The sequence below is a fragment of the Corynebacterium sp. TUM25015 genome (assembly GCF_056393505.1).
Genome location: NZ_CM150783.1, coordinates 425,528 through 438,465 on the forward strand (window position 1 = coordinate 425,528; position 12,938 = coordinate 438,465).

The following is a 12,938-nucleotide window of genomic DNA, read 5'->3' on the forward strand; positions in this document are numbered from 1 at the left end:
CTTAGCGCCCTCCCCAGGTGTGGTCGTTGTGGTTGGTGCGGTCGCTGTCCTCGCCCGTGCCTGCGTTTGTCTTGGCGTTCGCCTTTTCCTTAGCCGCGTCCTTAGCCCTGTCCCTGTTTTCTTTTTGACGGTTTTCTTTTTGACGCCGCGTCTCCGCCCGATACTCGTCGAGCTCCTTGGCGTACTTATCCATCTCCTTGTCGCTGGGGATGCCCAACCAATCACGGTTATCCGGGCGGGACATAAACCAGAGTCCCAGCGCGGCACCCACTCCAGAAAGAATGGTCAAGATGCCGATGATCAGCACGAACCCTACGGGCATGTACTCTGGCCCGCTGGCAAACGTGATGAGCACTGCATTGAAGATCATGAACACGGAGGCCACGTTGAGGAAGAGACGCGAGTACGGTGCGCCCCGTCCCGCACGCCAGGCCAGGTATGCACAGACGGCGGAAGCAATAATGCCCCACACCAGCGAGCTAATGTTCACCTGCGTGGCGATCTGCGAAGCATCCTGATCTGCCAAAACGCTGGCGAACAAGCCACTTTGGCTGTCCAGCATCCCCTGGCTGCTCTGCGTCAGCGCACGCGGATCCACAATGTTTGCCACGAATTGCACCACACTGGCCAAGAGCTGTAAAACGGCGACGCTCAGCCATGCCCACACGCCGTAACGTACGTCCTCTGGCGCGTTCTTGATATCCGGAGCTAGGCCGTCTTTGCGGCCCACCTTCGGCGGCTTCGGCGGTTTCGGGGTGCCCAGCGGCCCCTGCTGTCCAGGGGCTCCCTGGGGTATGCCATACCCCTGTGGCGCCATCGGTGGCCGCTGCTGGGAGCCGGTGTGCGGCCCACCCATCTGGCGTGGATCTTGTTGTTGGGTATTCATTCGTGCGCTGCTGTCGGTGCTGTTCATACAGCCACCTAGCCTACTGTGATTACTGTCGTTTAAGCATCTTTGCCATTGAGCGTCTGGGCTACGCGGGTGGCCCAGTAGGTCAGGATGATGTCTGCTCCGGCGCGACGGATGCCATAGATGGATTCCATAATCGAAGCGTCCAGGTCAATCCACCCGTTGTGGGCGGCTGCGGAGATCATCGCGTACTCCCCGGAGACCTGGTAGGCCGCGACCGGCACCGGAGAAATATCAGCTATTTCACGCAGCACGTCCAGGTATGGCATTGCGGGCTTGACCATAACCATGTCCGCACCCTCGTCGATATCCAGTTGGGTTTCCAAGATGGATTCCCGTAGGTTGCGCGGATCCTGTTGATAGGTGCGTCGATCGCCCTGCAGCGAGGAACCAACGGCCTCGCGGAAAGGTCCAAAGAACGCGGAGGCGTATTTCGCGGAATACGCCATGATTGACACGTCCTGGAAGCCGGCATTATCCAGTGCTTCACGGATGTAGCGAATCTGTCCATCCATCATTCCGGAGGGGCTCACAATGTGGGCGCCGGCCTCCGCCTGGGCTACTGCCATTTTGGCGTACTGCGGCAGGGTGGCGTCATTGTCAACGATCTGGTGGCCAAAGCGATCCGTGGATAGTACACCGCAGTGGCCGTGGTCTGTGAACTCGTCGAGACAGGTGTCGGCCATGACCAAAATATCGTCGCCGAAACGCTCTCGAACGGCGCGCACCGCGCGGTTGAGAATGCCATCTTCGGCCACCGCCTGGCTACCGGTTGCATCCTTGTCTTCGTCCCGGGGCACACCGAACAGGTCGATGGAGCCCACGCCCGCCTCTGCAGCTTCTTCCACTGCGCGCAACAGCGAATCCTCGGTGTGCTGCTGCACCCCCGGCAGGCTCGTAATATCGCGTGGCGCATCCAGCCCATCAGCGATAAACATCGGCAGCACCAGCCTGTTGGGGTTCAGATCCGTCTCCGCAGTGAAATTACGCATCTGCGGGGACGTGCGAAGTCGGCGGGGACGGCGAAACGGAGTGTAGTTCGAAGTCATGTCCACGATGCTACTCCCGCGCCCGGACGGGAGTTCATCGCCCTGTCACGCGGTCGCCGAGGTGCTTGTCCGCCGCTCAGTGCTTTACTTTTCGGTGGTCTTTTTCCGACGCCGCCTCCGCTTTCGCGGCGGCGGAAGTTGTCCCTTGGCGCGCAGGTCAGCGACGTGGGCAGCGAGGGCGTCAACCAGCTCCGGTACCCCAGCTGCTTCGGGCATCACGTCGACGCGCAGGCCATGCTCACGGGCGGTCTGCGCGGCCATCGGCCCGATGCAGGCGATGATCGTGCGGTTATGCGGTTTGCCGGCGATTCCCACCAGATTCTTCACGGTCGAGGAACTGGTGAAGCAGACCGCGTCGAAACCACCGGTTTTGATCATGTCGCGGATCTCCGGGCTCGGCGGGGCGGCGCGGACTGTACGATAAGCCACCACGTCCTCGACGTCCCAGCCCAACTCAATCAGGCCATCGACCAGCACGTCTGTGGCGATATCTGCGCGTGGCAGCAGCACACGGTCCACCAGATCCAGGTCTGGATCGTGCGGTGGGAAGACATCCACCAGACCAGCGGCGTTACGTGCGTCATCCTTAGGCAACAGCTCAGGCGTGATGCCCAGATCTTTCACCGCCTGAGAGGTCTTCGGCCCTACAGCGGCCACGCGCACACCTGCAAGAGCGCGGGCGTCCAGGCCAAACTCACGAAGCTTGTCCCAGACTGCCTTCACGGCATTAACGCTGGTGAAGACGATCCAGTGGTAGCGACCGTCCACGAGCCCCTTGATTGCGCGTTCCATCTGTACGGGACTGCGCGGCGGCTCGACGGAGATCGTGGGAACCTCCACCGGGATTGCGCCGTGCGAGGCTAGACGGGCGCTCATTGGGCCGGCCTGGTTCTTCGCACGCGGCACCAGGACGGTCCAGCCATAGAGTGCGCGGTTTTCCCACCAGGAGTATTTGGAGCGGTTGCCGACCTGGGAACCGATAGTCACGATCAGCTCATCAGGCAGCTCGCCGTCCTTGGCGGCTGGGCCGGACTGCGTGGTGATGGACTTCATCGTATCCAGCGTGGCGTCGTAACTGCGCTGGCGGCGGGTGGTGCCGTGCAGTGTCACTGTCGCGGGGGTGTTTCCCGCAATGCCACGGGACTTCAGTTCCTGTGCGATTGTGGCCAGGTCGTCCGGGGCTGCGGTGATAATCAGCGGCAAGCCGGCGGCGGCCAGCTGATCCCAATCAGTTCCGCCGCGTACGTCCGCCTCGGTAACGTCAGGTCCCACGCCGATGCCGGTGAAAGCGGGCACGGCCACGGAACCTGTCATGCCCGGGATCACCTGGAAGTCCACGGAGCTGGCCGCGACGTGCTGCAGCTCATCCATGACGGCCGGGTTGCTCAGCGGATTACCGGCGACGAGTCGCACAACGTCGTTGCCTGCCTTTGCACAGGCGATCATCTGCTCGGCCAGCACGTCTGGGGCTACGGCCAGGGAAACTCCAGTGGAATCGAGTTCTTCCGCGGACTCGCCGGAGGTCTGTTCTTCCGTAGCCTGCGGAGTATTTTCCGTTGCCGCCGGGGCAGCCAGCACGATCTCGGCAGCGGTCGGCGGGGCGGGGCGTGGCGGGCGGCGGCGAGCGCCAGCTTCCTTAGCTGCCTTTACCTGTGCCTCCCACTCAGCTTCGGCGGCATCCAGCTTGGCCTGCGGCACCGGGAGCCGGGTGGCAATGATGTTCCGTACGGATCCCAATACAGCCGGGTCGACCCAAGCGTGAGCGGTGGTCTCCAGAATGTCGCGCGCACGGATGGTCAACAGCTCCGGGTTTCCGGGGCCCGCGCCCACGAAGAGGATCCGGCCGTGTCCAGTGGGAGCCAGGTCGGCTACTGACGCCACGGTAGCGGAATCAGTGCCCCCTACCTGGGCAAATCCGGAATCGGTCATGGTGGAACTTTCTATTTTGTCGGGGTTATTAAGATTTTTTGAAAGCAGTGCTCAACAGGAAATGTGGATGTCTCCAGGACTTTTGGCACTTCGCTGCCGAGTTGAAAGGGCTGTGATTCATCCCCTGAGGGCGCCACAAAGAAAGTGAGTTAATCGGCTTCAGCCACTATCTCGACGGCACCATCCTTGAGAAGTTTTTTGCCTATGTCAGTGCCTATGGCTCTGGCGGCATCTATGTACTCCTGCCAACGGGGTTCCTCAGCTGCCGGGAATCCCTTATCAGAGGTGGGAGATGGTATGTCGAAGGTAGCTTCGCCAACCTGCACTAATTTGCGGGATCCATCCATAGCGAATACGCCACCGAATACGCGCAGAACGTGCTGTTCCGGCGCACTGTCTGCGGTGTCCTCCGGCTCTGTCCACAGGGAATACGCCGCTACGGGGGCGGTGCAGCCGGCTTCCAGGGTGGAAAGCACGGCACGTTCCGCGACGGCAGCCATGTGGCTGGGCAGGTGATCCAGGTGGCTAACCGCCTCCCAGGCAGCGTCATCGTCAGCGCGTACCTCCACGCTCAACGCACCCTGAGCTGGTGCGGGCATGATCGTGCTCGAGTCGATCGACTCGGCAGCGCGGTCCAGCTGGCCGACGCGCTCCAACCCGGCGCGGGCTAGAACCACCGCATCCAGATCTTTTTCCGTGCGACCCATGCGGGTATCGATATTGCCGCGCAGTGGCATTAGTTCCAGGTCGGGGCGGACTGCCCGAATCTGGGAGACACGGCGGGGAGCAGACGTACCTACCTTGGCGCCTTGTGGCAGCTCCAGCAATGCTTCGCCATTGCGGCTCACCAGCACCTCACGCGGATCCACTCGCCGCGGGACTACGGTGCGAAAACGTGGGTCGGGTGCGGTGGGCAGATCCTTGAAGGAGTGCACGGCGACATCACATTCGCCAGCTTCGAGGGCCTTACGCAAGGTCTCAGTGAAGACGCCCACGCCGATCTGCGCGACCGGTGTCTGTGCGGCCTGCGAGGCATCACCCGGGGTATGGACGAGATGCAGTTCCGCCTGGTAGCCCGCGGCGAGCATGGCTGCGCGGACATGGCTGGTCTGAGTGGTTGCCAGGGCGGATCTACGGGTGCCAATCAGGAAAGTGCGGCTGTGTTCAGCGGTCGGGTTAGGCGTGGTATTGGACATGAAAAGTCTTAAGCCTCCTTCGCTACCTGGCTAATACGGGCAGCGCTTGGGATTTGATCGGCGCGGGCAACGGTTCCTGTAGTAGATCTCACAGTCTGGGTTGTGCCTGCTTTAACCTGCCCCGGCTGCGTAACAGAATCCACCATGCCGTTCGGCAAGTTGAACAACGCCGCGAGCGCATCCGGGTAACTAACCTGCTGGCCTCCGGCGGAAAGCTTCTTTGCCTGCACCGTCGGCGTGTGCAACAACTTATCCACCACACGCTTCATCGACTTGGCTACCGCTGCGCGATCCGCTTCGGACATGTCGGGGGTCAGGCGCTCCAATGCCATGAGCTCCTCGGCCATCACTTCACCGGCCTTTTTGCGCAGAGCCTTAACAGTGGGCACTACGGACTGCGCACGCTGCTGTTCCAAGAAGCTCTGCAACTCGTCAGCGACGATCGCTCGGGCGGGATCCTCGTCCTTCACACGATCGCCCGCCATCGTGGTGAGTTCCTCGATGTTCAGCAGCTTGACGCCCTCAACGTCGGCCACGGAACGCTCAATGTCCGCCGGCATAGATAGATCGATCAGCACCTTTGTCCCGGTGCTGGAGGCGGAACCGAAGCCAACCCCGGCATCTACTGCGGCTCGCACGGCCTGTTCGGTCACGACATTTCCGACAGCACCCGTCGCGGATACCACAATATCCACCGCATTCAGGCAATCCGCCACTCCATCAAGTGGCACAGCAGAGGCATCCACCCCGGCTTCGCGAGCATGGTTTACCAAGTTCTCCGCCCGCGACAGCGTGCGATTGGCCACAGTCACGTGGTCGATCCCCAGCTTCCCCAGGTAGGTCGATGCCAGGGAGGCCATCGCTCCCGCACCAATGATCAGCGCGCGGTGGCCTGCCAGGGGTTGGGACGTAGGGGCGTCATCCACAACAGAGGAAAGAACGTGCGCGGGCTCGACATAGCGCAGAGCTTGATCCACCGCGAAGGAGACCATGGAAGCACCTGCCGAATCGATGCTGGTCTCGGCGTGTACGCGCTTACCCGTGCGCAGGGCGCGCTGCGTCAGATCGTGCAGGGTGCGCCCGACTGTGCCCGTTTCATTGGCGGACTGATAGGCGCTGCGCAGCTGGCCGATGATCTGCTGCTCCCCCACGACCATGGAATCCAGCCCGGAAGCGACCTTCAGCATATGTTCCGCCGCGGAGTCGGCGTAGTGCACATACAAATGCGGCTCCAAGTCCGCGGCCTGCAAGCCAGAGAACTGCGCAATCGTCTCCACCACATGATCCAATCCGGAGTGGAAGGCGTTGGCGACGGTGTAAAACTCCATGCGGTTACACGTGGACAGCACAAGAGATTCGGAAATCACATCGTTATCCACCAACGAAAGCTGCAGCTTAGGAAGATCCGCATCAGCCACCGAGGCCTGCTCCAGCATCGTCACCGGCGCCGAACGGAAAGACAGCCCGACCAGCAACACCGACGCGGAACCAGTCCGGGTGTTACTACTCATTTGTCTTCAGGCCTCCTGCGGGGATCACTTAGGGCGGCAGCACGTGGCTCACCCCCAAGTTGTTACGAGTGTCTACGGTAGCCCTTAACCCACCCCGTTGCCAAAACGAGTTCCCACGGCTGATATATGGGGCTTGCTGGGGTCCCCTTGCGCCCGATCGATTCAGTTAGTGGTTCTGTTCCAGCGCTGCGATCAGGTCATCGTCGTCGATTTCCCAGCAGGCGACTTCCTCGTCATCGACGAGCACGACCGGTACGCGATCGCCGAATTCTTGTGCCAATTCTTCTTTTTCCTTTGTGACGCCACCACGGTCCAGTTCAATCACTTCCACCGTCGTGCCATAGCGATGTGCGATGGGGAGGATTTGCTGGTGTACGCGGGCACAGGATCCGCAAGTCGAACGGGTAATCAGCTGCACACGTGCCTGAGGCTGCCCAGCTGTGGCGAAAGCATTATCTGCTGCGATGTTGTCGGAACTCACGGGTGATCATGCTACCCGTCAGCCTGGACGGAACAAGCGCTCTTGCAGAGGGACGCTTATGCGGTGCTTTCAGGGTAACTTTGTCTATGTGAATGAAGCGCCTGATCTGGAACCGTCGGACCGCCCCAAGCCAGCCCCTCGCTGGCGCGTGGGTTGGCGCTATACCAGTAGCGAATGGCGTGGTTACCTACGCGCCCTGTCGCTGAGCGCCAGGGCATATTTCCGCGAGCTCCGCGACGAGCGCGCTGCAAAGGTTCACCACGCAGATCATGAGGCCGCTACTGAGCATGAAATAAAGGAAAAGGTGGCGTCGTCTCCAAACCTACAGGTCGGGTACGGCACCGGGGCGCCAAAAGCACTGTGGGAACTCAGCGAAGCGCAGCTGGATCAGCTCGCGCACAACTACGCGATTGACGGCAATCAGCTACGCACCGGCCTAGCGAACCTGGAAGGTGCGGGCATCGCAACGATGCCACCGCGCCACCTGGAACATCCGGATCCATCGATTCCGCAGGACACGGGTGTAGGTGCATTTTTCGACGTGGACAACACGCTCATCAAAGGAGCTTCAATTTTGCTCTTCGCGCGTGGCCTGGCGAAGCGTCGCTTCTTCACCGCGCGGCAGCTTCTTGGCTTCATTTGGGTGCAACTGAAGTTTCGCACATTGGGTAAGGAAAGCGTCGACGATATCTCCAGCGGCCGCGAACAAGCCCTGGCACTCGTGAAGGGACGTAAAGAGTCCGAGGTTATCGAGATGGCACAGGAGATCTGGGACGCGACCATAGCGGAGCGAATTTTCCCGGACACCAAGGAACTGGCCGATATGCATATCCAGGCAGGGCAACAGGTGTGGTTGGTGACGGCCTCGCCAGTGCAGCTGGCTCAGATCATCGCTAAGGAGCTTGGCTTCACCGGCGCATTGGGCACGGTGGCCGAGGTAAAGAATGGTCGTTTTACCGGCCGCATGGTCGGCGACTTGCTGCATGGGGAGGAAAAGAAGCATGCGGTGATCGCCCTGGCGAACTACGAAGGGCTGGATCTGAGCCGTTGTACCGCATACTCCGATTCCGTAAATGACCTGCCAATGTTGTCGACCGTGGGCACGGCGGTGGCTATTAACCCGGATTCGAAGCTGCGAAAGGCTGCGGTCGAGCGGGGCTGGGAGGTGCGTGACTATCGGCGACTACGCCGCATGCTCCGACGAGTAGGTGGCCTGCGCCTCGTCCTAGGAGCCGGTGCACTGGGGCTGGCTAGCGGTTGGGCGTGGGTTTGGCGGAAGCAGTCCCGCTAGCGCCCAGTGTCACCCCGCGAGCACGCAAAAACCCACCGGGGCTGCGCCTTCTACCGGGGCGCCCGCGGTGGGTTTATTTATATGCGGCAGCGGAGGTTACTTACCGAGCTTCCTACGCTGAACGCGAGTCCGGCGCAGCATCTTGCGGTGCTTCTTCTTGGACATGCGCTTGCGGCGCTTCTTGATGACAGAACCCATGGGGTAAGCCTCGTTTCTCTCGGTTAGTTATCTCTTCAATGCAAAGGTCTGCTCCCCCACCGCCGGACCTTTTACGGTGGCAGGGAAGATGTGTCCTCGAATGTGCGCGAGCCGCCGCGACGGGCGACCGCATAAGAGTTTGCTCACACTCGCAGACACGAATGTTCCACAGTTTAGCCTCCCCCACCGCGGAGAAACAAAAATCCCCCATCACCGGGTCAGCGGTCGAAGCCACTGAGTACCGATAATGGAGGACTGTTGTTTCTGCTAAAGCAGACCGTATCTGAGAAGTGCAGGTACGGTTCTTTAGCCGGTCTGGCCGGGGTTGTACTCGGAAGCTCCGAGGTACGCATCAACGGCAGATCCGCGAACACGGAAGTTGCGGCCAACCTGAACAGCAGGCAGCTCCTCCGAGTGGATCAAGCGGTAAACAGTCATCTTCGACACGCGCATCAGATCAGCGACCTCTGCGACGGTCAGAAATGTTCCATTATCGGTGTTAGCCATAGATCATTCTCTTTCTTTTGCGCTCTCATGCGCTGCAGGCTTCCCCTCCTGCAGGACGTCACACGTGATCGCTCGCGAACCATCATAACGTGAAACCTGTGAACAATGTGCAACAAGGGGAACCATTGAGGGCAGTTTGCCCCGAGTGACTCACGCAACTCGGGGTAATAAAGCTCACGCCAGTGATCGCTCGTGACTGGATTGAACAGGCGTGATTTGTGTTAAATAAATGTGTCTAAAAAGATCACTGGGGTCGACTGTGTAGCGGTGAAACTAACCCCAAATGGGCGTGACGCTACCGCTATGCGCCGAACTAGTCGTCGTTGTTCGCAGACTGTGTACTCGGCTTCGGCGCACCCAGCTCTTCAGAACGATCCTTACATGCCTCCATCGCACGGTAGAAGGCTCCGCGGAGGCCGGACTCTTCCAGCTCGCGCAGAGCCGCCGCCGTGGTACCGCCCGGGCTTGTGACCTTGGTGCGCAGAACGGACGGTGTATCCCCGCCCTCGGCGAAGTTCTGGGACATCATGGTGGCCGCCCCCTGCACGTTAGCGATAGCCAGCTGCTCCGCCAGCGGGCGTGCCAGCCCCAGCTGCACTGCCGATTCGATCATGGCTTCCACAACCAGGAAGATATAGGCCGGACCAGAGCCGGACACAGCCGTCACCGCATCCAGGTCCTTTTCCTTGACGATGACAGCCTCGCCGACCTTGGACATGATGTCCTGCACCGTCTTCAGCTGACCCTCTTCGGCAAAGCGACCGCCCGCAATACCGATGGCGCCCTGACCGACCAGCATTGGGGTATTCGGCATTGTGCGCACCACGGTGGTACCGGCCGGCAAAGTGGATTCCATAGTGCCGATGGTGACGCCCGCAGCCAGGGAAACCACGATCGTGTCCTGCGAGTTGCTATCCAGCACCTCCGCCACCTCATCCAAAACAATGGGGACGATGTTGGGCTTCACACAGATGAAGAGGATATCGGTACCTTCAGCAGCCTCGCGCCCCTCGTGGGCGGTGACCATGCCGTACTTATCCTTCAGCTCGTCGAGTCGCTCCTGCGACGGATCCGCAACGATGATTTTCTTAGCGTCTGCGGCATCCTTCGTATCCGCAACGATTCCGGCCAGCAGGGCCTCGCCGATATTTCCTCCGCCAATAATTCCAATTTGAGTCATGTAACCCAGCGTGCCAGGATTGGCGGCTTCCTGCTACCTCCCCGCTGGCTCCCCCCATGCCAGCGAACATGTTGGGCTTCTATAGCCCCTGAACCAAACGCGGCCCGATCGTGAGCACGAGTCCAACGACGGCTGCGAGGATCATCAGCAGCTTGTCGCGGTGGCGTAGCAGTGCGTGTACCAAGCCGACGAGCAGCAGCGTCACGGCGATTGCCAGTACCAGTGCCAAGATCGTCGGCGCCTTGGCCCATACCAGGCTGAATCCGAAGAACACGCCCACGCCCACAGCGATAGCAAGGATCGCCTGCAGGATCATCATTGGCCAGGAAATCGTGTCGTCTTCGTATTCGACGACTTCGCCATCCTCGAGAGTGCGCTCGAGCTCCGCGAACTGCGCCCGCTCGTCACTCGACACGCCAGGCGCGGCTGCAGCTGTAACGGCCTTCTTCTCAGCGCTGTCTTTATCGCGCTTTGTGACGCCACCCTTTTCAGGGGTCTTAGCGTCAGTGCCCGAAGCCGCCTCAGTCGCAGCGGTGCCTGCAGCCGCGGTTCCTGCGGCCGTGCCGGCTGCTGCAGACTTGGATGGCTTGATCGGCTTGGTGACCTTGGTGGCCTTAGTAGTCTTAGCGGGCTCAGCGGGCTGAGTGGGCTCAGCGGGCTTTTCCGCTATGCGACCACGCGCAACATCTCCAAAGGTAGGCTCCGTTGCTTTACGCTCCTTTGGCGCCTCGGCAGCCTTCTTTGGGGAAGACTCAACGTTGGAAAGCTGACCAGTCTTTTCCTCCGGGCGCTCCGAAGTGCGGCTCACGGAACGCTGATCCTGCTGGATCTCTTGCGTAGTTGCTGGCTCTTGTTTCGGTGCTGCGGGCTTCTCAGTTACCTTCGCAGCCGCGTCTTCCGGCTTAGCTGCCTTAGCTACGTCGTCCTCAGTCTGGACTACTGGAATGGAACCCGTCAGCTCGGCAACGGACACGCCGCCCTGTTCCAAGTTGCGGTGACGACGTCGACGCCGGCCAGTGTCAGCGGAACTGCTTTCTCGCCCATTGCGGGCGAGGAGTTCGGCGACTGTCAGCTTCTCACTCATCCATTGATCCCATCACTTGACCACCTGAATAACAGAGGCACGAGGCATTCGCCTACGTTCTGCCCTCAAGTGTCACTTTAAACATATGTCTTCAAACAGAGTACTGTACTCCCCTGCACCTGGCTTGGAGCAACTGGCGCTTGTCGCCCCACTTATAAGAAATCCAGTTCTGGGCCGACCACACCACACGATAACTAACCGGCAGGTTACTGTCATAGGGCATTCTTTGAAGTACCCCAAGTTTTGTTCCGTTAGAGCAGACGGGAAAATCTGGGGCAGCTCAGACAGATCCCACATAGGTTATGTTTGTACTCACAGCACTCGCAGCCCCTGTAAGCCTTAGCAACCGTTCACCTCTCACGACTGCAACAAGCTGTATATAGCTAAAGTGCAACGTACTAATTGAAGTTTCTCGCACAGGTTTCCACATAGTTCGCCGTTGTCATTACGTTGGCAAACTCGCCATGAAGATTTGCAGCAGTGGCACGCATGATCTCATCTGCGGATACAGTTTTTCCTTCATGATCAGTGCGCGGGAAACAAGCAGTGGCATCTAGAATGAATGACACGTCGAATCCCAGATTTCCGGCCATGCGTGCGGTAGTTTCACAGCAGTGGTTGGTAGTGATGCCGCAAATTACGAGCTTGTTGATCCCCCGTGTGTGCAACCACTCTTCCAAGGACGGGGTACCGTAAAACGCCGAATTCACGTTCTTGGTGACTAACAAGTCGAAGTTTTGCGGCACGCAATCTTTGAATGAATGTTTTGCGGAACTTGGATGTAGTGGCGACCCTGGGTGATCGGAATCATGGCGCACAACCACGATCGGCCAACCCCTATCCTGCCAAGTACTCACCAGACGGGAAATATTGCTTTCACAGCCCGGATTGTTACGCTTTCCCCAATATGTTTGATCATCAAAGGCATATTGAACATCGATCACGATCAGTGCAGCAGGGTTCATAGACTTCCTTTTTAACAACAACTAGCTTGATTACTTCGAGGTTCGAGCACTATCGGTAGTCAACCTCAGACATTCTTCCTAGGGGTAGGCCATATCTAGTAATAGCTTTTGTTATCGTTTCGTCAGATTCATTGAGACGACTGTGGCACTGAGTGCTGTCATACCTAAGCAATTAACCCAAAATTCTCGCCCGAGGAAGTTTGCTCTGATGTGAGCAATGATGGCGAAGATGAAGTAGCCCAAAACCCCTACCGACACGGTTGCCGTCATCGAGTTGTTCTTGCTCACTGTTCCTGTGACTAAACCTGTCGCTGCGAGCGACTTGATTCCAATGAGCGCCCACCACCAGTCTTTGGGAAAGTTCACACCGTTGAGGCATCGGCTGATGAATTTCGGAGGCTTAATCGACATTAACGCATCCCCGGCAAGAACCGAGGCCAGCAGATAATTTCCACGGGTTGCTAAAGAGTTCATTGAAGCACCTTCTTAGACAATAGATAACGCGCGGTATCGCTCCTTCAACAATTTTAGTGCGCTGTCCCGAATTTTACCTCTCAGCGTTTACCCTGTTGTCATCTTTCCTGTGGTGTGCGCCCCTAAATGCAGCCTCACGTTCTATCGGAATCCTGTAGATCAA

Annotated in this window: 13 protein-coding genes; 1 reads left to right on the top strand and 12 read right to left on the bottom strand. The window is 59.2% G+C overall.

Translation table 11 applies throughout. The annotated features are described in order from the left end of the window. Position 1: 1 nt before the first annotated feature. From AC06DS_RS01980 to AC06DS_RS02005, 6 genes are all read right to left on the bottom strand, one after another. Complete coding sequence (locus AC06DS_RS01980) at positions 2–913, bottom strand: hypothetical protein (protein ID WP_477100854.1); 912 nt, start codon at positions 911–913, stop codon at positions 2–4. Positions 914–945: 32 nt separating this feature from the next. After that, on the bottom strand, positions 946–1,959 hold the full coding sequence (gene hemB, locus AC06DS_RS01985; protein WP_477100855.1) for a porphobilinogen synthase: 1,014 nt from the start codon (positions 1,957–1,959) through the stop codon (positions 946–948). Positions 1,960–2,043: 84 nt separating this feature from the next. Next, entirely contained in the window at positions 2,044–3,888 is a 1,845-nt protein-coding gene (locus tag AC06DS_RS01990) for a uroporphyrinogen-III synthase (protein WP_434828317.1), read from the bottom strand. 149 nt (positions 3,889–4,037) lie between these two features. Beyond that, entirely contained in the window at positions 4,038–5,084 is a 1,047-nt protein-coding gene (hemC, locus tag AC06DS_RS01995) for a hydroxymethylbilane synthase (protein ID WP_477100856.1), read from the bottom strand. A gap of 8 nt (positions 5,085–5,092) precedes the next feature. Beyond that, positions 5,093–6,595, bottom strand: a complete 1,503-nt coding sequence (locus AC06DS_RS02000; protein WP_477100857.1) for a glutamyl-tRNA reductase — start codon at positions 6,593–6,595, stop codon at positions 5,093–5,095. A gap of 166 nt (positions 6,596–6,761) precedes the next feature. Further along, a complete protein-coding gene (locus AC06DS_RS02005; RefSeq protein WP_448307803.1) occupies positions 6,762–7,076 on the bottom strand; it encodes a glutaredoxin family protein in 315 nt (104 codons plus the stop codon). Between the two features lie 88 nt (positions 7,077–7,164). Between AC06DS_RS02005 and AC06DS_RS02010 the strand changes: the two genes are divergently transcribed. Continuing rightward, positions 7,165–8,367 carry an HAD family hydrolase gene (locus AC06DS_RS02010; RefSeq protein WP_477100858.1) on the top strand — a complete coding sequence of 401 codons (1,203 nt, stop codon included), beginning with the start codon at positions 7,165–7,167 and terminating at the stop codon, positions 8,365–8,367. Between the two features lie 96 nt (positions 8,368–8,463). Here the strand turns inward: AC06DS_RS02010 and AC06DS_RS02015 are convergent, their stop codons facing one another. From AC06DS_RS02015 to AC06DS_RS02040, 6 genes are all read right to left on the bottom strand, one after another. Further along, positions 8,464–8,565, bottom strand: a complete 102-nt coding sequence (locus AC06DS_RS02015) for a 30S ribosomal protein bS22 (protein ID WP_003855542.1) — start codon at positions 8,563–8,565, stop codon at positions 8,464–8,466. A 306-nt stretch (positions 8,566–8,871) separates the two neighbouring features. Next, entirely contained in the window at positions 8,872–9,072 is a 201-nt protein-coding gene (locus tag AC06DS_RS02020; RefSeq protein WP_293792386.1) for a helix-turn-helix domain-containing protein, read from the bottom strand. 313 nt (positions 9,073–9,385) lie between these two features. Continuing rightward, positions 9,386–10,252, bottom strand: a complete 867-nt coding sequence (proC, locus tag AC06DS_RS02025) for a pyrroline-5-carboxylate reductase (RefSeq protein WP_293792388.1) — start codon at positions 10,250–10,252, stop codon at positions 9,386–9,388. Positions 10,253–10,331: 79 nt separating this feature from the next. Next, positions 10,332–11,336, bottom strand: coding sequence for a DUF2157 domain-containing protein (locus AC06DS_RS02030; protein WP_477100859.1), 1,005 nt, complete (start codon positions 11,334–11,336; stop codon positions 10,332–10,334). A 398-nt stretch (positions 11,337–11,734) separates the two neighbouring features. After that, positions 11,735–12,301, bottom strand: coding sequence for a cysteine hydrolase family protein (locus tag AC06DS_RS02035; RefSeq protein WP_049358769.1), 567 nt, complete (start codon positions 12,299–12,301; stop codon positions 11,735–11,737). Positions 12,302–12,412: 111 nt separating this feature from the next. Then, positions 12,413–12,775 (bottom strand): DoxX family protein, encoded by a 363-nt coding sequence (locus AC06DS_RS02040; RefSeq protein WP_034972524.1) that lies wholly within the window; start codon positions 12,773–12,775, stop codon positions 12,413–12,415. Positions 12,776–12,938: the final 163 nt, after the last annotated feature.